This is a genomic window from Lysobacter arenosi (assembly GCF_016613475.2).
Lineage (GTDB): Bacteria > Pseudomonadota > Gammaproteobacteria > Xanthomonadales > Xanthomonadaceae > Lysobacter_J > Lysobacter_J arenosi.
On sequence record NZ_CP071517.1, the window covers coordinates 2423020 to 2446434 of the forward strand.

The following is a 23415-nucleotide window of genomic DNA, read 5'->3' on the forward strand; positions in this document are numbered from 1 at the left end:
TGCCCAGGGTCCTTACTGGAACGCCAACGTGAGCACGCGCAATGCATCGCGCGTTCGCCGGTCGCTGAGGGTGCTGTAAAGCATCACGTCCTGCGCGCGAATCGTCGGCAACGACAGCAGTCCGCTAACGTCGACCGTGCCCGGCGGCGCCGCACGCCGCGCCAGTAGCGCCACCGCGAGGCCGGCGACAGCGGCCGCCCCCAGGATCGCGGCGCCCTTGCCGACGAAGACCTCGCGCCATTCGACGCCGGCCCGGTCCAGCGCGCGTACTGCCTCCATGCGGACACGGCACGACTCGCCTTGCGTCGCCAGCGACACCGGCTGGCCGGCACGCGGCTCCCAGCCGGCCGCGGCGAACCATGAGAAGGACTCGGCGAACACTATCTTGCCGCGCTTGCCGCGATCCTCAGGGCGCAGCACCAGCACCGCGTCGAGCTCCCCGCGCTCCTGGGCCTGCATGAGTTCGTTGGTGCCGGCGATGCGGATCTCGACCAGCAGGTTCGGGTCGTGCTCCCGCATCCGGCGCAAGAGCAGAGGGAGTTCGCTGCCGACCAGCTGCTGGTTGATGCCGATCGCCAGGCGGCGCTGTTCGGTCTCGAAGGCGGCGGCCGCGCGGTCGTGGGACGACACCAGCTCGCGCGCAACACCGAGAAAGGCCAGACCCTCCGCAGAGAGACGGACATGCCGGGGCGTGCGTTCCAGCAGGCGGCGGCCCAGTTGATCTTCCAGGCGCCGCAGCTTGAGGCTGACTGCGGACTGGGTGGTGCCCAGCACGTCCGCTGCCCGGGTGAAGCTCTGCAGGTCGGACGCCAGCAGGAAGGCCCTGACCGCATCCACGTCCATCGCTTTCATCTGGAGTCATTCGATTCCGAAATGCCAGATATCGTTGTAGATGCGTTTTTCGTATGACGCAAGCGGCCTAGGATTGGGGCAGTCAATCCCATCCACGAGGACCCAACGCCATGAAAACCCTGACCGGAGCCTTTGTCGCAATGCTGGCGGGGCTGGCCGCGCGCGACGCGCCAGCGCCTACACCCCTCTTCCCCCTGCAAGGCACCTGGACACTCGTCGCAGCGGACAAGATCCTTCCGGGTGGCGAGACCGTGCGGGACTACGGTGGGAACCCCAAGGGCAGGCTCGTCGTCGATGCCCAGGGGCGCTACTCGCTGCAGATCTTCAAGTCCGAACGTCTGCGCTTTGCCAGCGACAGCAAGGCCGACGGCAGTGGCGAGGAACTGAAGTCAGCCGTCATGGGCAGCAGCACCCACTACGGCACCATGGAGATCGACGAGCGGGCAGCGGTGCTGGTGTTCTCGATTGACGGCTCGTCCTTCCCGAACTGGGAAGGCACGACCCAGAAGCGCCAGTACACGTTTGACGGCGCCGAGCTTCGTTACAAGGTTCCGCCGCGGCCGGATGGCAGCATCCCGGTGTCCGTGTGGCGCCGGCTCGACTGAGCCGGACACTCTCGTTCGGGGGCGCTCGCGCCTCCGACTCACGCTTCACCCAACGGAGGCAACATGCCGCACTTCGTAGTCGACTGTTCCCAGGCAATCCTGAAGATTCAGGATGAAGAATCGATCATCACCCGGCTGCATCGAGTGGTGAATGCTTCCGGGCTGTTCCAAGAATCGGACATCAAGATCCGGGTGAACCCCTTCGCGATCAATTCCGTCGGCGGTGGTCGGGAGGACTTCATCCACACCTTCGCCTGGATCATGGAGGGACGCACGGTCGAGCAACGCGCCGCCTTGTCGAAGGCCATCGTCACCGAGCTTGCCGCGATGTTTCCGGAGCTTCCCCGTATTGCCGTCAATGTTGCCGAGTTCGAGAAGGCGACCTATTTCAATCGCGCGATGCTGTGACTTCCAGGCCGACATGACCTCCCCCAGCCGCAATGCCCGTTGTCGACCAGAAGCGGCCGTTCAAGGCTTGGCGCCGGAGGCGAAGATGAAGAGGTCGATGTGGCGGGTTGCCGCCTTGTTCCTGCTCTGGTCGTCGCAGGCGGTGGCCGCGCCGGACGGGCCCGTCCTGATCGACGTCGAGCGGTTCGCCGAACTGCCGGCAGGTGTTCGCCAACCGGAAGGGATGACCGTCGATCCGGCCAGCGGCGAGTTCTTCGTCGGCACGTTCGATGCACGCGAGCCGGCATCCGCGCGCAACAACCAGGTGCTGCGGTACTCCGCGCAGGGCAAGGTGATCGCACAACGAAGCTTCGGCGCGACTCCGCTGACCGGTCTGGCGTTCCGCGATGGACAGGTCTACATGCTCAACTTCGGCGCATCGAAGCTGCAGCGCATTCCGGCCAGTTTCGACGCGAACAGCCCGATCGAGGACGTGGCCACGTTCGCCGCGCTTTCACCCGCTGCACCGACCGAACGTCGCATCGACAATCCCGACGGCAGCCACGACCGGATCACTTACGGCGCATCCGGTCTGCCCGCCATCAACGGCATGGTGTTCGATCGCGCCGGCAACCTGTACGTTTCCGATTCGTTCCAGGGCGCGATCTACCGGATCGCCAATGCCACGAAATGCGCGCCATGCCAGGTCGAGGTGTTCTCGCGCGATGCGCTGCTTGGCACCACGGGCGCGCTGCCGTTCGGCGCCAACGGCCTGGCGTTCAGCGCCGACGAGAAGATCCTTTACATCAACAATGCCGGCGACGGCCGCGTACTGCGCATGACCATGCCTGCAGGGCCGGTGACCGTGCTGGCGGAAGGCATGTATGGCGCCGACGGGCTCCTGTTCCACCGCGGGTTCCTTTGGGTGGCCACCAACCAGATCGACAACATCGTCGCGCTGGACGAGAGGGGACGCGTGCGCGCGCGTGCAGGCAGGTTCGAGGGCATCGACGCCGACGGAGCACCGCGCGGCCTGTTGTTCCCGGCCGCCAGCGCCGTGCAGGGTGACTGGATGCTGGTGATCAACCTGTCCCTTCCCATCACCGCGGCCGAAGGCGATGAATGGGAAGAGGAGGTCACGCGCTGGACGATAGCGCGCTTCCGCATTCCGGCGACCATGAAGTAGGTCGCAACGAAGGAGCGCTACGCCGCTCGGCTGGTGCGTGAAACGATATCGAGCGCGACCGCTTCGGCGGTGCGGATGCCATCGACGCCGGCCGACAGGATGCCGCCCGCATAGCCGGCGCCCTCGCCTGCCGGGAACAGGCCACGCGTGTTCAAGCTGTGGCCGTCCTCGCCACGCGTAATCCGCACCGGCGAGGACGTGCGGGTTTCCACGCCGGTCAATATCGCGTCGTGCATCGCGAAGCCACGAATCTGCTTCTCGAACGCCGGCAGCGCTTCGCGGATCGCATCGATTGCGTAGTCGGGCAACGATGGCGCGAGATCGCCCAGGCGAACACCGGGTTTGTACGAGGGCAGCACCGTGCCGAACTCGCTCGACGCCCTCCCCTTCAGGAAATCGCCCACCAACTGGCCCGGCGCTTCGTAATCACCGCCACCGAGCTCGAACGCCCGCGCTTCCCAGTGCCGCTGCAGTTCGATGCCGGCGAGCGGGCCCTCGCCGTAGCGGGCGTAGTCTTCCGGCGTGATGCCACAGACAATCGCCGCATTGGCGTTGCGCTCGTTGCGTGAGTACTGGCTCATGCCATTGGTGACCACGCGGCCGGGTTCGCTGGCCGCGGCCACCACCGTACCGCCCGGGCACATGCAGAAGCTGTACACCGAACGGCCGTTGCGGCAATGGTGCACGAGCTTGTAGTCGGCCGCCCCGAGCAGCGGATGCCCGGCCTGCGGACCGAAGCGGGCGGTATCGATGAGTGATTGCGGATGCTCGATGCGGAAGCCGATCGAGAAGGGCTTGGCTTCGACGAAGACGCCGCGTGCGTGCACCATCGCGAACGTGTCGCGGGCGCTGTGGCCCAGCGCCAGCACGACGTGGTCGGCGCGAAGCTGCTCGCCGCCCTGCAGCGTCACGCCGCGCACATGGCGCGTACCGGCGCTGTCGGTCTCGATCAGCAGATCGTCGACGCGCTGGCTGAAGCGGATTTCGCCGCCGAGGGATTCGATCGTCGCGCGCATCTCCTCGACCATGGACACCAGGCGGAAGGTGCCGATGTGCGGCTTGCTGACGTAGGCGATCTCTTCCGGTGCGCCAGCCTTGACGAACTCGTCGATGACCTTGCGCCCGTAGTGCTTCGGGTCGCTGATCTGGCTCCACAGCTTGCCGTCGGAGAACGTACCCGCCCCGCCCTCGCCGAACTGCACGTTGGATTCGGGGTTCAGCACCTTCTTGCGCCACAGGCCCCAGGTGTCCTTGGTGCGCTCGCGCACGGCCTTGCCGCGCTCCAGCACGATCGGACGGAAGCCCATCTGCGCGAGCACGAGGGCGGCGAACAGGCCGCACGGACCCATGCCGATGACAAGCGGGCGCAGTGGCAAGTTGTCCGACGCGCGCGCCACGAACTTGTAGCTCGTGTCCGGCGTGGGCATGACCTTGCTTCTGTCGCCGGAGCGCGCGAACTGCGTGGATTCGGCGTCGAGCTGAACCTGTCGGAGGATGTCGGATTCGCGCGGCGTGTCCACATCGATCGAGTAGATCAGCACGATCGCGCCGCGTCGGCGCGCGTCATAGCTGCGCTTGGCGACGGTGTAGCCGGTCAGCTCGTCGTCGGCGATGCCCAGTCGCGCCAGGATCGCTTGGCGCAGTTCCGGCTCGGAGTGGTCAAGCGGCAGGTTGAGGTCGGTCAGTCTGAGCAAGGATGATCTCGTGGGCGCTCGGCCCTGACGCATGATTTTAGGCTCGAAGACGGGAAATGTCCGCCATGGGTCGCGCCAGCGCCTCGGGACGGCACCGGGCGATTGGCGCCGGGCAACACCGGAGCCCCATCAATGCCTGTCAGAGGCGGGCATGGCGGATGGGCAACGTGACCGTGAAGGTACTGCCCTTTCCCAGACCTTCGCTCGCCGCCGAAACATCGCCCCGATGCAGCCTGACGATCTGCTTGACCAGCCACAGACCGATGCCCAGGCCGCTGTCGACGGGACGGTCATCCACTTGCACCTGCATGTACATGTCGAAGATGCCCGAGATCTGCGATGAGTCGATCCCGATGCCTGAATCGGATACGGAAAGCGCCAGGGAGTGCTCTCCGCGCACGACGTCGATCTCGATCCTGCCGTGTTCTGGCGTGTACTTGATGGCGTTGTTGACCAGGTTGACCACGACCTGGGTCAGGCGAACGATGTCTCCCTCGACCACGACAGCTTCTTCCGGAATGTGGAGATGCAGTTGCTGACCCTTCGATCGCATCTGGTCACCACACGCGTCCAACGCCCCGGCAACGACGTCCTGGATCGCGATGGCTGCCATCGACAGGCTCAGCTTGCCCTCGCGGATGGCCACCACGTCGGTCATGTCCCGTATGAGCGCAGTCATGAACCTGGTCTGCCGCTCCAGGATGGCGACCGCGGCGTCGCGCCTCCCGGCGTCACCGCCCACCCGCTTGATCAGCTGTGCATTGAGAGAGATCGCCGACAAGGGTGTGCGCATCTCATGGGCCAGCAGCGCCATGAAGCGGTCCTTGCTGGCATCGCGTTTTGCGTGATCGGCAAGCTCGTCGGCTTGCGCGGCATTGGCGGCAGACAGGTGTTTGACCAGGCCGGCGGTCTCGACTCCGGCCGCGGCGAAACGCGTGAGCGTCTGTACGATTCGAAGGTCTTCGCTGTCGAAGTGCTTGCGCTCGTCATGGCTCACCACCCAGACCGTTCCCACCGGTGCGCCCCTATGTCGGAACGGGACGAGCAGGACCTCGTGCGGCGGCTCATTGAGCTCCTTCACGTACGCGTAGAGCTTCTGCATCTCACGCATGAGGATCGGAGCATCCCTCCTCACCACTTCGCCGCAAGGACTGAAATCCCAGGGCATCGTACCGTTGATATAGCGCGAGTAAGTGCCGGCAGTGGCCACCCAACGGAAGACGCGCGGCACTGAATGCACTTCGTCGATGCTGATCCCTGCCGCCTGCGCACCGGTCATGCTCACCGCTGCCTCGACGAGGGCCTGCGCAAGTTTTTCCGGGGCCTCTGCAAAGACCTCCGCCAGCGAGGCAAGCGCCTCGGCCTCCTGGCGCCAGTCGGGCGTGCGCCGCGGCCGGCTCTGCAGAAGCGCAGTCGCATCGATTTCCGCTAAGAGATGCGGCTGGCGATCATAGGAGCTCATGGGTCGGATCCTGTCTGTTGGCCCGCCTGGCCGATTCTACGACCAGAACGACGAGGCCGCCGGTCGCTCGGGACGATGGGGCCGGAGGGCTCGCTGACGCTGCCCTGACGAGCTTTTCGCCATGGACTAACGAGGCCGCCACGATACTGGCCGCCCTGCGTTCGGGACCCTGCCGCATGCATCATGGCGTCGTCGGTTGTGCCGGCTGGTCGATATCGCGCCGGCATGCACTGCTGTTCGGAGAAGGCGACAGCATGCTTGCACGCTATGCCACCCGATTTCCGGTGGTGGAAGTGAACTCGTCGTTCTACCGTCCGCACCAAGGCAAGACCTATGCGCGATGGGCAGCCTCGGTGCCGGCCCACTTCCGCTTCTCGGTCAAGATTCCGCGGACGATTTCCCACGACCTGGCTCTGCGCGGTACCGGCGCCGCGCTCGACCGCTTCCTTGCCGAAGCCGAAGAGCTGGGCGGGAAGCTCGGCGGGTTCCTGCTGCAACTGCCACCGAGCCTTGGCCTTGGACATGCGCACGGCGTCGTCGTTCTTCCGCGCCTTCCGCACCCGGAGCGGCGCACCATTGGTGGTCGAACCGCGTCATGCCAGCTGGTTCACCTTGAAGGGCGCCGCCATGCTGGACCGGTTCGAGGTAGGCCGGGTTGCCGTTGATCCCCCGCGCGCCGAGGGCGCTGATCGGCCCAGCGCCGGGACAGGCTGGCCATACTGGCGATGGCATGGATCGCCGCGCATGTACTACAGCGCCTACTCGGAAGACGACCTGAAAGCATTGGCAGTCGAGGTACGCAAGCGCAAGGACGTGACACCTTGGGTCATCTTCGACAACACCGCACACGATTTCGCGATCGCCAATGCGGCGCGGCTCCAGAAACTGCTGGCAGCGCGTGGAAAGTCCAGCAAGCGCACGCGCGCCTCCACGTCTAGACCAGCGGCGGATCCTTCTCGCGGGCGAAATGGCGATGCGCGGCCACGGCCTCGATGAACTTCGCGACGACACTGGATTCGCCCTCGCCCTGGAGGAACAAGCCGCTGTCCGCGTCGTCGCGAAGGACGCCTGCACTCTCCGCGAGTCCAACCGCCTCGCCCAGGACGGCAATGGGTTTGCAATGTCGGTACTGGTCCTTGAGGAACTCCGTGGCACGACCATCCTTCATCAGCGTTTCAACGTGTGCGGTGCCGCCGGGAATGACCATCGCGTCGAACACCACGGCCGGTTCATTCTCCAGTGAGCAATCAGCCTCCAGCACTTCACGCCCCGCGGCTTCCAGCGGACCGATGCGTGGGCCGACGAGCCGCACTACAGCGCCCGCTTTCAGCAACGGGCCCCGGAACCGTTCCACTTGCCCCGCATCAACACCCGGTGCAACCAGAATGGCGACCTTGCGGCTACGAACTCCGACCTGCCCGGGCCTGGCGGTCAGTGACAGCGCCGGCGACTGGTCGATCTCAGGCGTGGGCGGCTCGATCGCCCGCGGCATCGCTTCCGGTAGCGGCATCCCGAGACCCTCCGCGACTTGCGTGGCGAGGTCCTCCGACACGTTGCGCAGCATCGACAGGACACGCCGCCTGACGGCAGGCACTGTCACCTTGGAAAGCTCGAACCGGAAAGCTGCCGCAATGTGGGCCTGCTCCGGGGGCGTCTGACTGTTGAAGAACAGCGTGGCCTGGTTGAAGTGCTCGGCAAACTTCTCCGGCTTGCCGCGCACCTCGTCTGCCTCGATGGGCTCCGGGAACGGGACGAACCCCGCGCTGCCGGCCTGGTAAGGGCAGCCGCCGGCCAGCGAATTGGGCTCATAGGCAACCCTGCCACGATGGATGCCCTGGCGATGCATGCCATCGCGCTGGTTGTTGTGCACCGGACTGATCGAGGCATTGATCGGAATCTCGTGGAAGTTCGGCCCGCCCAGACGCGTGAGCTGGGTATCCACATAGGAGTGGATGCGTCCAGCCAGGAGAGGGTCGTTGCTGAAGTCGATACCGGGCACCACGTGCGCGGTGCAGAAGGCAACCTGCTCGGTCTCGGCGAAGAAGTTGTCCGGGTTGCGATCAAGCACCAGCCGCCCGATCGGCTGCACCGGCACGAGTTCTTCGGGAATGATCTTGGTGGCGTCGAGCACGTCGAACGAGAATGACTCGGCCTGCTCTTCGGTGAAGAGCTGCACGCCGAGCTCCCATTCCGGGAAGTCGCCGGCTTCGATGGCCTCCCACAGATCGCGTCGGTGGAAATCCGGATCGGCGCCCGACACCTTGACCGCCTCGTCCCAGACCTGCGAGTGCGTGCCCTGTTTCGGATTCCAGTGGAACTTGACGAAGGTCGAGTCGCCATCTTCGTTGACGAAGCGGAAGGTATGGACGCCAAACCCCTGCATCGTCCGGAAGCTGCGCGGGATCGCCCGGTCCGACATCACCCAAAGGAGCATGTGGGTGGATTCGGGCATCAGCGACACGAAATCCCAGAAGGTGTCGTGTGCCGATGCCGCCTGCGGCATGCCATGGTGTGGCTCTGGCTTCACCGCGTGCACGAGATCCGGAAACTTCATCGCGTCCTGGATGAAGAAGACGGGGATGTTGTTGCCCACCAGGTCCCAGTTGCCTTCGTCGGTGTAGAACTTGACGGCAAAGCCGCGCACGTCGCGCGCCGTATCCTTCGATCCGCGCTCGCCTGCCACGGTCGAGAACCGGACGAACACCGGCGTTCGCTTACCGGCTTCCTGGAACAGCGAGGCGCGGGTGACGTCGTCCAGTGGTTCGTAGCACTCGAAGAAACCATGTGCTCCGGAGCCACGCGCGTGCACTATCCGCTCAGGGATGCGCTCATGGTCGAAGTGCGTGATCTTTTCCCGAAGGATGAAATCCTTCAGCAGCGCCGGTCCGCGCACCCCCGCCTTCAGCGAGTTCTGGTTGTCCGCTACCGGGACGCCCTGGTTGGTGGTCAAGGCCTGGCCGCTCGCATCGATCCTCACGCGATCCAGGGACGCTACGGTGGGATTGGCACCTGACGCGGGAGGTGCTCCGGCCTTCGCGTTTTCCTGGTTTTCCGACACAGTGCTCGCGCCGGCCAGTTCCGAAGGCGGCGTGATCACGGTGCCTTCCGGCGGATCCAATGCGCCCTCACGCGTGTACTCGGTGGCCTTGTTCTCGTTGAAAGGCATCAGCGATGCGATGTCTTCGACTTCACGTGCCTGCTCTGCCATCGGCCCGACTGGCGCCCGCGCCTTGCCCTTGGTCCGGCCCGAACGGGATGTGTCTTTTCGCGTAGCCATTGGTGCGGTCCATGTCGGAGGCAGGCGAAAACAGTAGAGGCGCTGCTATGACAGACCCGTGATTTGAAGGGCGTGTAACTGAACGTCGAGAGTTGGACGAGCGCGAGTGACTGCTGCTCGTCCAACCGGCACAGCGGCTTGTCCGCGTGGCGCGGCTCAGCGCCCGTCGCGATCAGCGTCACCGGGCAATGCGCGCTCGACGTTATGCCAGGCGTCCTTGACCGCGCCCTTGGCGTCGTTCCAGGTCAGGCGCGAATCGCCTTTGATGGCGTTCCATTGCCGTTCCAGCTTCGGCTCGGCTTCGTCCCACTGCTGGTCCGGGTAGTGCGTGCGCGCGGCAGTTCCATAGCGATAGGCCGGGCGATAGTCGTCGAACGATGCGCCGGAAACCCGGTACGGCGCCTGGTCGAACTGAGCGCCGTAGTACTGGTCGGCCTCGCGGAACGCACGATGCGTGCGGTCGCTGCGTTCCCATGCATCCCTGACTGGGCCTTGAGCGGTCTCCCAGTCGAGCCTGGACGTTCCCCTCGCTTCGTTCCAGCGTTGCCGCAGGTCGTCCTCGAGCGATTCGTCCCAACCGCGATCGCTCAGCTGGGAGCGTGTCGTCGCACCAAGGGCAAATGCCGGGCCGTAGTCGCTCTGATAGTCGTACTGCGGGTCGTAGTAGGGGCGCGTCTTGTACTGCGTGCTCCAATACTCGTTCTCCAGCGTGGGATCGAGCTGCTCTGCAACGGCCTTGCCCGCCAGCGCACCGGCGATCGCGCCGACGCCACCGCCGATCAGCATGCCGATGGGGCCACCGATTGCGCCGATGACCGCGCCGCCGACAGCACCGCCCACACCGCCTACGCCTACGCCGACCGGATGCGATCCGGGAGTTCCGCTGATGGGATCGCGATTGAGGTCCTTGTCATGCTGGGTGTTCATGCGGTTGCTCCGACTGTGGAGCGACGACTGTTGTCCGCCGGCAGTGAGCACGTTGTGGGCAACCCCCCGTGAAAGAGAACGGGCGCTGAACAACGCCGGCTTATCTTTCTGCCGATCGAGGGACGGATCGGGCCGCCGGGAAGCCGGGTGACGCCACCTACACTCGCCGTCCGCTATCCATGCACCGAGTCGAGCCCTGGCCAGACCCAGCGTTTTCGCTGCAGGTTCCGGCCTGCCCCTCCCCTGCGAGCGTCGGCGCCATGACCCACTGGATACGCGAACATATGCTGGCCACCATCGTCCTGACCGTAGTAGCAACCCTCGCCGCGGTCATCATCTTCACCAACCTCACCGGCTCGGAAAAGCGGGTGCAGCGGGTCGTGCAGCACCGTTATGCCGTGAGCGATCCGCAGTTCCGCCGGGAGATGGGCGTGATGCTGGGCCCGACGGTGGTCCCCGGTAACCGGATCGTCCATCTGCGCGATGGTGACCAGATCTTTCCGGCGATGTTGCAGGCGATCGAGGGTGCGCGCGAAACCATCACGTTCGAAACCTACATCTACTGGTCCGGCGACATCGGCCGCAAGTTCAGCGAAGCACTCGCCCGGCGTGCGCGGGCCGGCGTCGACGTCAAGGTGACGCTGGACTGGCTGGGCAGCAACAAGATGGACGACGCCATCATCGAGCAGATGAAACAGGCCGGTGTCCACGTCGAGCGGTACCGCCCCTTGAGCTGGTACAGCCTTGACCGCATCAACCACCGCACCCATCGCAAGTTGCTGGTGATTGACGGGCACACCGCATTCACCGGCGGTGTCGGCATCGCCGACCTTTGGCAGGGACATGCGCAGGACCCGGAGCATTGGCGCGACAGCCATTTCCGCATCGAGGGTCCTGCCGCGGCGCAGATGCAGGCGGCCTTCAGCGACAACTGGATCAAGATGACCGGACACATCCTCAATGGGGCGCCGTATTACCCGGCGATCGACCGCTACGGCGACGTGGATGCCCAGGTCTTCGTCAGCTCACCGTCCGGTGGCAGCGAGAGCATGCACCTGATGTACCTGCTGTCCATCGCGGCCGCCACGAAGTCCATCGACCTGGCTGCGGCGTACTTCGTTCCTGACAAGCTGACCCAGCGCGCATTGATCGAGGCCCGGGACCGCGGCGTGCGGATTCGCATCCTGGTGCCTGGCCCGCATATCGATTCCGACGCGGTTCGACTCGCGTCAAAGGCGCAATGGGGCGACCTGCTCAGTCGCGGCGTGCAGATCTGGGAGTATCAGCCCACCATGATGCATGTGAAGCTGCTGGTCATCGACACGCACCTGGTGTCGGTGGGATCGACCAATTTCGACGCCCGTTCGTTCCAGCTCAACGACGAGGCGAGCCTCAACGCCTACGACCCGGCTTTCGCGCAGGAGATGACCGGCGTGTTCGAGGACGATCTGGCGCACTCGACACCCTATACGCTCGAGCAATGGACCCGCCGTCCGTGGAAAGAGAAGCTGCTGGAGAAGTTCGTGATTCCGCTGCGGTCTCAGTTGTAGCCAACGAGACGTTCCGCCGATCAGGCAAGCCGCCCGGCAAATTCCCGGCATCCCTTTCGCGTGAGCGCCTCGGCGCGTTTCGCGCCCTGGCGCCCCAGCGGGGTGAATTTCTCGCCCTTCTGCGCGTTGTAGAACATGAAGAAGCGTTCGATCTCTTCCAGCACGCTCCGGTCGAGGTCGGCCAATGCGTTGACGCGCCGGTAGGAATGCGATTTGTCGGCAACCGCAAGCAGACGGTCGTTGCGCATGACCGCGCCGTCCTTGGTCTGCGTCGCCAGGATCACACCTACCAGCCTGCATGGCACGACGACGCCTGGTGGCACCTGTTCGTCGAGGAACACCATGACGTCGAGCGGATCGCCATCCTCGCCCAGCGTCGATGGCACGAAACCGAACGCGTAAGGGAATGATGCTCCGAGTGGCAGCATGGTGTGCAGCATCAGCACGCCCGTCGCGGTATCAAACTTGAGCTTGTTGCGCGAACCGGCCGCAGCCTCGATCACGGCCTGCACGCGCCCTTTCGAATCGAGCGCAGGCAGTGAACCCAGCGCAAGTGGCACCGGAGTATGGGCAGGAACGTCAGGCATGGCGGAGCTCGGCATTTAGTCCAAGTCTGGCCCGCAGAAGGTGAAGACCCCGCGTAAACAGCTCAAAGGCCGCGCATGCGCCCGGGTAGCACGCGCTTGGTCGATGCCTCCAGGGATGCCAGCAGACTGACGAGCACGGAGATCGCGATCGGCTTCACCAGATGGTGATCGAAACCCGCAGCAAACGCCCGCTCGCGGTCGGCGGGCTGGCCCCAGCCGGTCAATGCGATGAGTGGCACTTCCACGCCGCGTGCCCTGAGCGCACGGGCAACGTCGTAGCCGGTCATGCGAGGCATGCCGATGTCGAGGATCACGACATCCGGATCGATGCTCTCGAACTGGTTCAGGGCGTCGCCACCGTTGTCGACGACATGGACTTCGGCGCCGGACAGACGCAGCACCTCGGCAAGGCTGTCGCCGGCGTCGGTATCGTCGTCGGCGAGTAGCAGGCGAAGGCCGAGGTTGACGACCACATCACGCCGCCCCGCGCCCGTCGGTGATGCGTCGGCGTCGCCGGACAAGGGCAATCGAAGCGTGAAGATGCTTCCCTTGCCCGGCCCGCCGCTTGTTCCATCGAGGGAGCCTCCGTGCAAGGCCGCCAGGCGCCGGGACAGTGCCAGGCCGATTCCGAGCCCCTCATGATGGGACGAGGTGGCCCGCCCTCCGCGCGTGAACATCTCGAACAGGTGCGGAATTTCCGAAGGCTCCATGCCCATGCCGTGATCGCTCACCGAGAGCGACAGCGAGCCATCCTCGACGAGGCCACGCAGCACGATGGCGCTGCCCGGCTCCGAGTACTTCGCGGCATTGTTCAGAAGGTTGGTCAGGATCTGCGACAGGCGCACGCGATCCCCGTGCAGCACTAGCGAGGCATCCGGCAGTTCGATGGACAGCCGATGGTGGCCGGCGTCGATTTCCGGTCGCACCGCTTCCACCGCGTTCTCCACCACCGTCCTGAGCTCGACCGGCTCGGACTGCAACGACACGTTGCCGTGAGTGATGCGGGACACGTCCATCAGGTCATCGACCAGGCGTACGAGATGGTCGACCTGCCGCTCCAGGACTTCGTGGATCTGGGCATGCGGACTGTCGGCGCTGGTGGTGTGGCGCAGGATCTGGATCCCGTTGCGCAGGGGCGCGAGCGGATTGCGCAACTCATGCGACAACGTCGCCAGGAACTCGTTCTTGGCCCGGTCGGCCTCCGCCAGTCGATCCGCGTGTTCGCGCACGATCTGCTCGGCGGCCTGGCGATCGGTGACATCCCGGGTCGTTCCCGCTACGGCGACCACGTTGCCGGCGCCATCCAGAACGGGGGCGAAGATGTAGTCGTAGATGCGACGGCCGTTGGTGCCGGTGAATGGGATCTCGCCACGAATCGGCGCCTTGGTGGCGATGACCTGCGCCAGTTCACGATCGTGCATGTCCGCATGCCACTGCTCGTAACCCAGCTCCATCCACACCTTCCCGCGCACGTCCTCGACTCCCCAGACCTTCCGTAGCGAGTCATTGGCGTAGATGGCGCGCAGATCGGTGCCAAAGATGTAGACGAAATCCGGCGTGTTGTTGAGTGCGGTTTCGTAGATGCGGCGCTGATGTTCGGACTGGGCAGCTACCCGGTCGCGGTCCTGCTCGGCACGCCTCGCATCCAGGAAGGCCATTGACTCGTGGCCGCGCCCGGTCGCCGCCACCTGGACCTGATGGAGGATGTACTCCACCTCGCCGGCGTCATCGAGGATCGGACTGTTGACCGATGACCAGTGGCGCTCCACGAAATGGCCGGTGGAGGGATCAACGATGTCGAGTCGCTGCGTGTGGCGGTCGGTCGACCGGGTACGGATCACTCGCTCGAAAGAAGCATTCAGCGTGGCCACGCTCCCTGGCGCCTGCGCAGAGTCGGGGAACAACTCAAAGTAGGGACGGCCGAGCGTGTTTCCCGGGTCTGCCGCCATGGACCGCAGTTGCGGGGTGATGGCAACAATCGGAAATCCCGGGCCTGCCCGCAACAGAGCCGAATCGCCTTGCAGACTCTCGAAAACGCGGTTCAGATCGCGCGTACCCATGGGCATTGGCTGAGGTCGACGGCTGGTTAGGCTACAACAGCATTTGGACCCTGGTGGAGCGGGCGTCTCGCTGTTACTTGCGCCTGCCAAGCCACAAGCCAGGGCTGTTGCAGTGCAGCAACGATCAGGAGCCAAGTCTTTGGGCGCCCATGAGGACCGGGTACGGATTGATCGCGGTGCCCTTCCACCACTGCCGTTCCGGGCCTAGCTCGAATATGGCGAAATGCAGGTGCGGCGCAGACGGGTCAGCGTTGCCGGTGCTGCCGACGTACCCAACCACGTCGCCACGTCGGATCGCCTCATGCTCGCGCAGACCTTCGGCATAACGGTCCAGGTGCGCGTAGTAGTACGCGTAGCGGCCGCTGGGTTCGAACTGGTAGATGGTCAGGCCGCCGGGCACGCTGGTGAACAGCTTCGCGACCGTGCCGTCGGCCACCGCGAGCACCGCGGTCCCTCGCGGAGCCATGATGTCTATGGCCTCGTGCACACGGCCCGCCGCGCGGGCGTCGCTGAAAGTGTCATGCAGCTCCGCCGCGGTAACGCCTTGCACCGGAACCATGAGTCCGGTGCCGGCATGGCCTGCGGGGACCGGCATCGCGGCGGTAACTTGAGGCGGGGCACTGGCTGTCACCGCAGTGGTCGAATCCGACCTCGTGGATGCCACCGGCGTTGCTGCGCGGCTTGCCGCTGAGGCCGCGACTGGACCAGCCGCGGACGCCGGCAACGTAGAACCAGCGGCAACTCCCTCAGGCCGATCATGCCAGTACCGGTACAGACCCACGTTCGCACCTGCCAGCACGATCAGAAGGAACACCAGAACAGTTCGGGGCATCTGAGCCTCCATGGTATGTGCGCGTCACTGCTGCAAGAGCGTCGGCGTTCCTGGCGCCACCGCATTCGCCAGCGCGGCGGCATTCCAGTTGGTCATGCGGATGCAACCATGCGATTCGGTCTTTCCCACCATGCCAGGCTCCGGCGTGCCGTGGATGCCGTAGTGGTCCTTGCTGAGGTCTACCCACACCACACCCACTGGGTTGTTCGGGCCAGGCGCGATCCTCGCCCCCTTGTGACCCGGCTCGGCGTCCCAGAACAGTTTCGGGTTGTACTGGAAATGCGGATCGCGTGCGACGCCCTTGATCGTCCAGTTTCCGATGGGCAAAGGATCGTGCTCGCTGCCCGTGGATGCGGGATATCGCGCGTACACGCGGCCCTGGTCGTCCCTGAGCATGACCGATGCATCCGACTTGTCGACAACCACCGAAGCCGCCTTGGCAGGCTCGGTCGCCTGCACGTCCGGCACCCACAGTGCAGTGCCTTCGCGCGTTAGGTCTGCGTTGGGATTGAGCGCCTTCAGTAGCGCGGGACTCGAATGGAAGCGCTCGCCCAGCGCTTCGACCAGCGAGGCGAACCCCAGTCGCGACAGGGCCGCCTTTGCCATCATGTCGTCCGGCATCGCACTGTACGGGCCGGCGACGTCCTCGGCCGTGAGGCGGTACTCCACCAGCACCGGCGAGGCGTCGGTGTTGAGCGCCTGCCATGTGGCCTCATCGAGAGCACCACTGGTTTCCAGGTCGCGGCTGCGCTGGAACGCCGCGATTGCGCGCTCGGTATTGCTGCCCCACCTGGCGTCGATCTCGCCCGGGCCGAACTGCATTCGATCGAGCAGTATCTGCACGCGCAGCCAGGCAGGAGCGTTGGCGTCATCCTTTGGATCGCCTTGAATCGGGGACGGTTCCAGGGCGCGCAGCAGCACTGGAGCTCCCGAGGTAACGCTCTGTGCAAAAGAGAACGCTGGCAGGATGAGAGCAGACAGCACCGCGGATCGCAGGATTGATTTCATGGGAGACCAGGCGGATGGACTGGCCTGCATGCTGCGTGGTGGCTTCCGCCCGTGATGTGAAAACAGTGCGTCCAGACTGTCCGACAGCTGAAGCTCGCGCGTCACGTTCGCATCACGCCACGGATGATCGGCGAAGTGACCTGTCAGATCTTCCTGGCCACATGCTTTCCGCCGGTGATGCGGCTCTTGATATACGCCTTCATCGACGTGGGCATGACCGATTTCACCTTGCTCTTGATGGAGGCGGCAAGTTTCGGCTTCGCCTGTTCGATTACAAAGTCCTCCCACTCCGGATGGGTTGTCACGTTGTCCACGTGATACCAGAGGTTTCCATACAGCTGGGTTCGCTGACTGCCCAGGTGGTCGTAGCTGGCCTTGACGCCATGCATGGTCAGGTTCGTTGGCGAGAAGATCACGATGCTGTTGTTCTCCCGCTGCATCTTCCTGGTGTCGCACCAGCTCCATGGCACCCAGCATCTGTCGGCCTCGGGATGACCCTCCCAATAGGCCTGCACATACTTGTATGCATCCCGGAACTCGAGGTAGTGAGTGTGGTGTTCCCTTTCCTCCGAGCCGGACCCTGGATTGATATTCACCATGAACGTGAGCGCCTTCTTCCGGATGTCCGGATGTGGGCTGATCTCATAGCCATCCAGGTACTTCTGGATCCCGCCATCAAAGAAAACATCATCCAGGTCGATCCCGAACTTCGCAGCCAGCACCTCCTGCAGCGCCCGGCCGTTTACGAACTGCATCAGTTCGGCAATGAAATCCGACCCCGCAGACATCAGGCGCAGTGTCACCCCGAAACCTTCGCAGGCCGAGTTGTTGTGCGTCTGCCTGGCGCCCTTGACCCTGTGCCACCTTACATAGGTGTCCTTGTTGGCGATACAGCCTGGGAAATCGATGATCTTGTAGCCGGCCTCGAACAACTCATCGAAGAGCTGGTCATCCGAATCCCGGGCATGCAGCGCAATTTCCGGCGCTGCCGTGATCCGGGAGAAATGCTGGCCGTTGAAGAAGTCGCGGATGTAGATGTGCGGGAACGGCTCATGTTCGAATTCGGCCGCCTTGATCTTCTCGAGCAGGTACTCGAAGGACATCGCTCTCCTCCCATTCCAACGAAGATCCGGCCATCGAGCATCTGAAATCGTCTTCGCGGCCGATGAGGTATCGCGACCACAGGCTAGCGGTTGGCATCTGCCAGACCAACGTCATGCCACGCGTCGCTTCATCGCGCCTTAAGTTGAAAGCGCCAAGCACGAGCAGCGCGCTATTCAGCCATGTGGCGGAATGCGCGACAACACTTCACGATGGTGAATCATCGCTGCGATGATGCACCGGTTGTTGCTGCGGCCTCACACTTGGCCGGCTAACGTTGGCGCGTCGAAAAGCCCGAAGCACCGGGTCTTCGGCATTGCATCCCGATGGCCCTGGAGAGATTCGACATGAGTGTGAATATGGCTCTCGACGTCCACGATTGGGGGTACCTGGACAGACGCATCACCGTCACGCCCAAGAGGACCGTGCTTGAACTTTGTGTTGCCCTGTCCCGGCGCGTGCCAGGGAACATCGTCGAGTTCGGCGTCGCCAAGGGTGAATCAACGCGGATCCTGCGCCGCGCGCTGGGGCATTCGAACAAGCGCATCTATGCCTGCGATTCTTTCGAAGGACTCAGCGAGAAGTTCGAGAACGCGGAGGTCGGTACGTTCGCCTGCGAGCCGCCGCGAATCCGCGGCGTGGAGATCGTGAAGGGCTATTTCGAGCAGTCCCTCACCCCCGAGCTCGCCGCGAGGGTTGGCCGGGTTTCATTCGCTTCGCTCGATGCGGATCTGTACTCATCCACGCTTTGTGCCCTGACGTGGCTGACGCCACTGCTGGGATCGGGAAGCCTTCTTCTCTTCGATGAGTTTCTCGGCGAAAAGGAATCCGAGAAGCGCGCCTTCGAGGACTGGTCGAAGGAGACGGGTCTTCGCACGGTCAGGATCGCCGAGTTCGTGCGGGAGCCAAGCGGCTGGGGAACGAGGATCGACAAACGCCCGCTCTTCCAGGTCGTTGGCGACGACCTCCTTCCAAAGGCTGCTGCGCCGCTTCGCAAGCGCCTACGCGCGAGTCCTCTGGGCGACATTGCCCGACGCGCGCGCGACCTGGTCCGGGAAAGGAAGTAGAGGAATCTCCGAAGCGCAAACCCAGAGACGCTGCTGTTCGAACGGTCGCTGCCTGGCTTCGGCTTGCGTGAGATGCCAGGGCAATCCTGGCGGACGTGGCAAGTGTGATCCGGATTTCACGTGCGAGTGCTGACCCGGATGCAAGGATAACCTCCACGGCCGCTGCCCCTGGCCAACAGGTTCCCCGATGCCACAGATCTGGAGGATGTTCAGCCGTTGGCTTCGCTTGCGTCGACGTGTGTGGCGCTGGCGGCGCGCCGCGACCAAGCGGACGCTGCAAGCCGAAGAACCGCTGCGCTCACAGTTGTTCAATGCCGAGCAGATGGAGCTGCACGGCAGGGCTCTGGCCCGTGCCCACCGCGTTCGTCCCCGACCCGGGCCCGAACGGTTGCTCGACCGGCTCGAGGAGAACGAAGGCCTGCTGGATGACGCCTGCGCCATGCTCACGCGGATGGTGCAGGACAACATGCGCATCACTCCGGCCGGCGAGTGGCTGCTCGACAACTTCTATCTGGTCGAGGAGCAGGTCCATACGGCAAGGCGGCATCTTCCAAAGGGATACAGCCGCGAACTGCCGTCGCTGGGCAACGGTTACTCGGCCGGTCTGCCGCGCGTGTACGACCTTTCGCTGGAAGCCATCGCGCACGGTGATGGCCGCATCGACGCCCAAACCATCAGTCGTTTCGTGGCCGCCTATCAAGCGATCACGCCGCTGAAGCTGGGCGAGCTTTGGGCGATCCCCATCATGTTGAGACTGGCGTTGATCGACAACCTCAGGCGCATGGCGGTGCGCGTGATGCGCGATGGCCTAGACAACCGGCTGGCGAGCGAGTGGGCCAATCTGCTCAACACGACCGCCGCCGAAAACCCCAAGAACGTCGTGCTGGTCGTGGCCGACATGGCGCGCTCCGAGCCGCCGCTGTCAGGCGCGTTCGTATCGGAGCTGACGCGTGGATTGCAGGGTCGCGGCGCGGTGTTCTCCATGCCCATGACCTGGCTGGACCAGTGGGCCGCCGACAGTGGCCACAGCATCGAGGAACTGGTGCACCTGGAAAGCCAGCAACAGGCCGCCGACCAGGTATCGATCAGCAACAGCATCGGCAGCCTTCGCTTTCTGGCCAACATGGACTGGCGCGAGTTCGTCGAGAACATGAGCGTGGTCGAACGAAGCCTGCGCGAGGATCCCGCCGGGACCTACGGGCGCATGGACTTCAGCACCCGCGACAGCTATCGCCATGTGGTGGAGAAGGTCGCCAGGCTCGGTGGCATCTCCGAACAGGAAGTTGCCGATATCGTGCTGCAGTTGGCGCAGGGAGAAGCTGACGCCACGACGATCACCGACAGCAAGGCCCACGTCGGTTATTACCTGATCGACGATGGCGTTGCGCAGACGCGCGTCGCGGTGGGCGAGGCCGCAAAGGCACGCCGGCCTGTGCGCCTGCCGCCTCGTCGCACCACGCTGCCGGTCTACCTCTTGCCGATAGCCATCATCACCGGATTGTTCACCTGGGGACTGCTTGCGCAAGCCGACGGCATCGCCCGCCACGGCGTGCCGACCTGGTTGCTGGGATTGCTGGCCGTCGTGGCCTTCAGCGAGATGGGCATCGGCCTGGTCAACTGGGCCGCCACCGTGCTGGTGCCGCCGCGACTGCTGCCGCGCATGGATTTTTCCAAGGGCATCCCAGCCGAATCACGCACGCTCGTAGTGGTGCCCAGCATGCTGGGCAGTGTCGAGGGTGTGGACGGCCTGGTGGAAGGGCTGGAAGTCCGCTTCCTGGCCAACCGCGACAGCCATCTTCACTTTGGCCTGCTCACCGACTTCCTGGATGCGGACCAGCAGACGCTTCCGGCCGATGCGGACCTGCTGGCCAGGGCCGCGCGGCAGATCGAGTTGCTCAACCACCGCTACGCGCCGGAGAGCGGTGACCGCTTCTTCCTGTTTCACCGTCCGCGCCAATGGAATCCTCGCGAAGGCCGCTGGATGGGATACGAGCGCAAGCGCGGCAAGCTCGCGGCGCTGAACCGGCTGCTGCGCGGCTCGGGGGACGAGGATTTCCTGCTGGTCACTGGTGCAACCGACATCTTGGGCAATGTCCGCTATGTCATCACCCTGGATACAGACACCCGCCTGCCTCGAGATGCCGCCCGCGAGTTCGTCGGCACGCTGTCGCATCCCCTGAACCGCGCGCGCTTCGATCCGCGCAAGCGCCGCGTGGTCCATGGCTACGGCATCCTCCAGCCCAGCGTCGGCACCAGCCTGAGCGGACGCCGCAGCACGCGCTATGCGCGGATGTTCGGCAGCGAACCGGGCATCGACCCCTACACCCGCACGGTCTCGGACGTGTACCAGGACCTGTTCGGCGAGGGTTCGTTCGTCGGCAAGGGCATCTACGACGTGGATGCCTTCGAAGCCGCGCTGGCCGACCGCTTCCCCGACAACCGCATCCTCAGCCATGACCTGCTGGAAGGATGCTACGCGCGCGCCGGCCTGGTCAGCGACGTGCGCCTGTACGAGGACTACCCATCGCGCTATGCCGCCGACGTGAAGCGGCGCTACCGCTGGATACGCGGTGACTGGCAACTGCTCCCTTGGTTGCTGCCCTGGGTGCCGCGCGCGCGCGGCGGCTACGAACGTAACCCGTTGTCATGGCTGTCGCGCGGCAAGCTGCTCGACAACCTGCGTCGCAGCCTGGTACCGGTGGCAGCCGCAACCCTCCTGCTGACAGGCTGGCTGTACTCGTCCAATCCGCTGGAATGGACGGGATGGTTGCTGTGCCTGTGGCTGCTACCCGTGCTGCTGCCGGCGCTGCGCGATGCCTTCGTCGTTCCGGTCGACATGCCGCTGGAAGCGCACCTGCTGCGGATCGCCACCTCCACGCTGCGCCAGTTGCAGCGTGCCGCGGTCAACCTGACCTGCCTGCCCTACGAAGCTTTCCTCAACCTGGGGGCGATCGCACGAACCCTGTGGCGGCTGCTGATCAGCCGCAGGAATCTGTTGCAGTGGAACCCTTCCAGCGAGGTCGAGCGCAGTCTGGGCAGCGGCATGGTTGCCGAGCTGCGCGGCATGGCCATCGCTCCGCTATTCGCCGTCACCGCGGCGGTCCTTCTTGCCGTCATCCAGCCGGCGTCGTTGTGGGTGGCGGCCCCGGTGCTGGCGTTGTGGCTGCTGTCGCCGGTGGTCATGGCCTGGCTGGGCCACCCGCCCGCGCAGCGCGATGCGGAATTGTCCACCTCGCAGCGTGCCTTCCTGGGCCGGCTGGCTCGCCGCACGTGGGGATTCTTCGAAACCTACGTGCGCGCCGAAGACCACTGGTTGCCCCCGGACAATGTGCAGGAACACCCAGCCCTCGTGGTGGCGCGGCGGACATCGCCGACCAACATCGGCTTGTCGCTGCTGGCCAACCTGTCCGCCTACGACCTGGGGTACCTGCAACCGGGTGGCGTGATTGAGCGCACGCGCCTGGTGTTCGCCACGCTGGAAACACTGCCGAGACACCGCGGGCACTTCTACAACTGGTACGACACCGAGACGCTGCAACCACTGCCGCCGCGTTACATCTCCACGGTCGACAGCGGCAACCTGGCGGGTCATCTGCTGACGTTGCGCCAGGGATTGCTTGCGCTGGTGGATGCACCCGTACTGGCGCCGTGCACGTTCGAGGGGATGGCCGACACGCTAGGCGTGATGGAGGAAACCGTCCAGGCGTCTGGCCGTGACGATGCGCTGACCAGGGCGCTGGTGAATTTCCGCGCGACGCTGGATCGGGCGCGCGCGCAAGCTCCCACAGTCGAAGACATCGACCGGTTGCTGGCCCAACTGGTGATACAAGCGGCCGAGATTGCCAGCGCGTGGCCGGCCCCAGGCGAGGACGTCCATGTCCCGGACTGGCCCGGTCTGCTGGCCGAGGCCTGCCTGTCCGCGCACGCGGAATTGCGATTCTTCTTCCCCGACCTGCCTGCGCAAGACAACGTCACCCAGGCCGCAGTCGAAGGCGCCATACCCACGCTGCGCCAGTTGCAGGCAGGTCTTCCAGGATCGCCGGGCCAGGCTCACGCACGCGAACGCATCCATCAGCTCGAACGGTTGGCCCATGTCGCCGGCCAGTTCTCGCTGGTGGAGTACGAGTTCCTCTACGACCGATCGCGGCATCTGCTGTCCATCGGCTACAACCTGGACGAGCATCGCCTGGACGCAGGCTTCTACGACCTGCTGGCGTCGGAGGCGCGGCTATGCAGCTTCGTCGCGATCGCCCAGGGCCAGTTGCCACAGGAAACTGGTTCGCCCTGGGACGGCTGCTGACCGAGGTCAATGGCGATGCCACGCTGCTGTCGTGGAGCGGCTCGATGTTCGAGTACCTCATGCCGCAGCTGGTGATGCCAAGCTACCGCGACACGCTGATCGACCAGACCTCGCGTCATGCCGTCGACGCGCAGATCACGCACGGCGAACAGCGCGCAGTGCCCTGGGGCGTGTCCGAGTCCGGCTACAACACCGTCGATGCACGCATGAACTACCAGTACCGTGCGTTCGGCGTGCCCGGGCTCGGGCTCAAGCGCGGCCTGGGCCAGGACCTGGTGATTGCGCCCTACGCCAGCATGATGGCGCTGATGGTCGCGCCCGAAGCGGCATGCCAGAACCTGCAGCGGTTGACGGCGCAGGGATTCGGCGGCCATTTCGGTCTGTACGAAGCCATCGACTACACGCCGTCACGCGTACCGCACGGCCAGGAGTACGTGGTGGTGCGTTCGTTCATGGCCCACCACCAGGGCATGGGGTTGCTGTCGCTGGATTACCTGCTGCGCGACCAGCCGATGCAACA

The 23415-nt window shown here is 64.7% G+C and carries 16 protein-coding genes and 2 pseudogenes; 8 read left to right on the top strand and 10 right to left on the bottom strand.

What is annotated here, in order from left to right; genetic code table 11:
- Positions 1-12: 12 nt before the first annotated feature.
- Positions 13-843 carry a LysR family transcriptional regulator gene (locus tag HIV01_RS11320; protein ID WP_245156784.1) on the bottom strand — a complete coding sequence of 277 codons (831 nt, stop codon included), beginning with the start codon at positions 841-843 and terminating at the stop codon, positions 13-15.
- A gap of 119 nt (positions 844-962) precedes the next feature.
- Here HIV01_RS11320 and HIV01_RS11325 point away from each other — a divergent pair, with 119 nt between their 5' ends.
- From HIV01_RS11325 to HIV01_RS11335, 3 genes are all read left to right on the top strand, one after another.
- On the top strand, positions 963-1457 hold the full coding sequence (locus tag HIV01_RS11325; protein WP_200607179.1) for a lipocalin-like domain-containing protein: 495 nt from the start codon (positions 963-965) through the stop codon (positions 1455-1457).
- A 63-nt stretch (positions 1458-1520) separates the two neighbouring features.
- On the top strand, positions 1521-1865 hold the full coding sequence (locus HIV01_RS11330) for a 5-carboxymethyl-2-hydroxymuconate Delta-isomerase (protein WP_200607181.1): 345 nt from the start codon (positions 1521-1523) through the stop codon (positions 1863-1865).
- Positions 1816-3030: an SMP-30/gluconolactonase/LRE family protein gene (locus HIV01_RS11335; protein WP_207526936.1), complete on the top strand. Its 1215-nt coding sequence runs from the start codon at positions 1816-1818 to the stop codon at positions 3028-3030. Before HIV01_RS11330 ends, HIV01_RS11335 begins: the two co-directional genes overlap by 50 nt.
- Positions 3031-3047: 17 nt before the next feature.
- On the opposite strand, the gene HIV01_RS11340 is transcribed toward HIV01_RS11335, so the two are convergent.
- Both HIV01_RS11340 and HIV01_RS11345 read right to left on the bottom strand, forming a co-directional pair.
- Complete coding sequence (locus HIV01_RS11340; RefSeq protein WP_200607186.1) at positions 3048-4724, bottom strand: NAD(P)/FAD-dependent oxidoreductase; 1677 nt, start codon at positions 4722-4724, stop codon at positions 3048-3050.
- Positions 4725-4863: 139 nt separating this feature from the next.
- On the bottom strand, positions 4864-6186 hold the full coding sequence (locus HIV01_RS11345) for a GAF domain-containing sensor histidine kinase (RefSeq protein WP_200607188.1): 1323 nt from the start codon (positions 6184-6186) through the stop codon (positions 4864-4866).
- Between the two features lie 176 nt (positions 6187-6362).
- On the opposite strand from HIV01_RS11345, the pseudogene HIV01_RS11350 reads away from it, so the two are divergent.
- Positions 6363-7089, top strand: a pseudogene (locus HIV01_RS11350) (DUF72 domain-containing protein); the annotation flags it as partial.
- A 31-nt stretch (positions 7090-7120) separates the two neighbouring features.
- Here HIV01_RS11350 and HIV01_RS11355 read toward each other — a convergent pair.
- Both HIV01_RS11355 and HIV01_RS11360 read right to left on the bottom strand, forming a co-directional pair.
- Positions 7121-9394 (bottom strand): catalase, encoded by a 2274-nt coding sequence (locus HIV01_RS11355; RefSeq protein WP_245156785.1) that lies wholly within the window; start codon positions 9392-9394, stop codon positions 7121-7123.
- A gap of 225 nt (positions 9395-9619) precedes the next feature.
- Complete coding sequence (locus tag HIV01_RS11360) at positions 9620-10390, bottom strand: hypothetical protein (protein ID WP_200607190.1); 771 nt, start codon at positions 10388-10390, stop codon at positions 9620-9622.
- A gap of 284 nt (positions 10391-10674) precedes the next feature.
- Between HIV01_RS11360 and HIV01_RS11365 the strand changes: the two genes are divergently transcribed.
- Positions 10675-11940, top strand: a complete 1266-nt coding sequence (locus HIV01_RS11365; RefSeq protein WP_200608480.1) for a phospholipase D-like domain-containing protein — start codon at positions 10675-10677, stop codon at positions 11938-11940.
- Between the two features lie 20 nt (positions 11941-11960).
- On the opposite strand, the gene HIV01_RS11370 is transcribed toward HIV01_RS11365, so the two are convergent.
- The 5 genes from HIV01_RS11370 to HIV01_RS11390 form a co-directional block, all read right to left on the bottom strand.
- A complete protein-coding gene (locus HIV01_RS11370; protein ID WP_200607192.1) occupies positions 11961-12452 on the bottom strand; it encodes an inorganic diphosphatase in 492 nt (163 codons plus the stop codon).
- A gap of 137 nt (positions 12453-12589) precedes the next feature.
- A complete protein-coding gene (locus HIV01_RS11375) occupies positions 12590-14587 on the bottom strand; it encodes a hybrid sensor histidine kinase/response regulator (protein WP_200607194.1) in 1998 nt (665 codons plus the stop codon).
- A gap of 124 nt (positions 14588-14711) precedes the next feature.
- Positions 14712-15419 carry a M23 family metallopeptidase gene (locus HIV01_RS11380; RefSeq protein WP_207526937.1) on the bottom strand — a complete coding sequence of 236 codons (708 nt, stop codon included), beginning with the start codon at positions 15417-15419 and terminating at the stop codon, positions 14712-14714.
- Positions 15420-15443: 24 nt separating this feature from the next.
- Positions 15444-16457, bottom strand: coding sequence for a L,D-transpeptidase family protein (locus HIV01_RS11385; protein ID WP_425600278.1), 1014 nt, complete (start codon positions 16455-16457; stop codon positions 15444-15446).
- A 113-nt stretch (positions 16458-16570) separates the two neighbouring features.
- On the bottom strand, positions 16571-17530 hold the full coding sequence (locus HIV01_RS11390; protein WP_200607197.1) for a hypothetical protein: 960 nt from the start codon (positions 17528-17530) through the stop codon (positions 16571-16573).
- A gap of 345 nt (positions 17531-17875) precedes the next feature.
- Here HIV01_RS11390 and HIV01_RS11395 point away from each other — a divergent pair, with 345 nt between their 5' ends.
- The 3 genes and pseudogenes from HIV01_RS11395 to HIV01_RS18380 form a co-directional block, all read left to right on the top strand.
- Positions 17876-18595, top strand: a complete 720-nt coding sequence (locus tag HIV01_RS11395) for a TylF/MycF/NovP-related O-methyltransferase (protein WP_207526938.1) — start codon at positions 17876-17878, stop codon at positions 18593-18595.
- Between the two features lie 226 nt (positions 18596-18821).
- Positions 18822-22895, top strand: a complete 4074-nt coding sequence (locus HIV01_RS18375) for a hypothetical protein (RefSeq protein WP_425600227.1) — start codon at positions 18822-18824, stop codon at positions 22893-22895.
- Positions 22826-23362: pseudogene (locus HIV01_RS18380) on the top strand (glucoamylase family protein); the annotation flags it as partial. The gene HIV01_RS18375 and the pseudogene HIV01_RS18380, both read left to right, overlap by 70 nt.
- Between the last annotated feature and the right edge of the window lie 53 nt (positions 23363-23415).

Excerpts from the sequence above, each read along its gene's own strand:
- HIV01_RS11320 (WP_245156784.1), bottom strand. The coding sequence starts at position 843 with ATGGACGTGGATGCGGTCAGGGCCTTCCTGCTGGCGTCCGACCTGCAG.
- HIV01_RS11325 (WP_200607179.1), top strand. The coding sequence starts at position 963 with ATGAAAACCCTGACCGGAGCCTTTGTCGCAATGCTGGCGGGGCTGGCC.
- HIV01_RS11330 (WP_200607181.1), top strand. The coding sequence starts at position 1,521 with ATGCCGCACTTCGTAGTCGACTGTTCCCAGGCAATCCTGAAGATTCAG.
- HIV01_RS11335 (WP_207526936.1), top strand. The coding sequence starts at position 1,816 with ATGTTGCCGAGTTCGAGAAGGCGACCTATTTCAATCGCGCGATGCTGT.
- HIV01_RS11345 (WP_200607188.1), bottom strand. The coding sequence starts at position 6,186 with ATGAGCTCCTATGATCGCCAGCCGCATCTCTTAGCGGAAATCGATGCG.
- HIV01_RS11355 (WP_245156785.1), bottom strand. The coding sequence starts at position 9,394 with ATGGCAGAGCAGGCACGTGAAGTCGAAGACATCGCATCGCTGATGCCT.
- HIV01_RS11360 (WP_200607190.1), bottom strand. The coding sequence starts at position 10,390 with ATGAACACCCAGCATGACAAGGACCTCAATCGCGATCCCATCAGCGGA.
- HIV01_RS11365 (WP_200608480.1), top strand. The coding sequence starts at position 10,675 with ATGCTGGCCACCATCGTCCTGACCGTAGTAGCAACCCTCGCCGCGGTC.
- HIV01_RS11375 (WP_200607194.1), bottom strand. The coding sequence starts at position 14,587 with ATGGGTACGCGCGATCTGAACCGCGTTTTCGAGAGTCTGCAAGGCGAT.
- HIV01_RS11380 (WP_207526937.1), bottom strand. The coding sequence starts at position 15,419 with ATGCCCCGAACTGTTCTGGTGTTCCTTCTGATCGTGCTGGCAGGTGCG.
- HIV01_RS11385 (WP_425600278.1), bottom strand. The coding sequence starts at position 16,457 with ATGCAGGCCAGTCCATCCGCCTGGTCTCCCATGAAATCAATCCTGCGA.
- HIV01_RS11390 (WP_200607197.1), bottom strand. The coding sequence starts at position 17,530 with ATGTCCTTCGAGTACCTGCTCGAGAAGATCAAGGCGGCCGAATTCGAA.
- HIV01_RS11395 (WP_207526938.1), top strand. The coding sequence starts at position 17,876 with ATGAGTGTGAATATGGCTCTCGACGTCCACGATTGGGGGTACCTGGAC.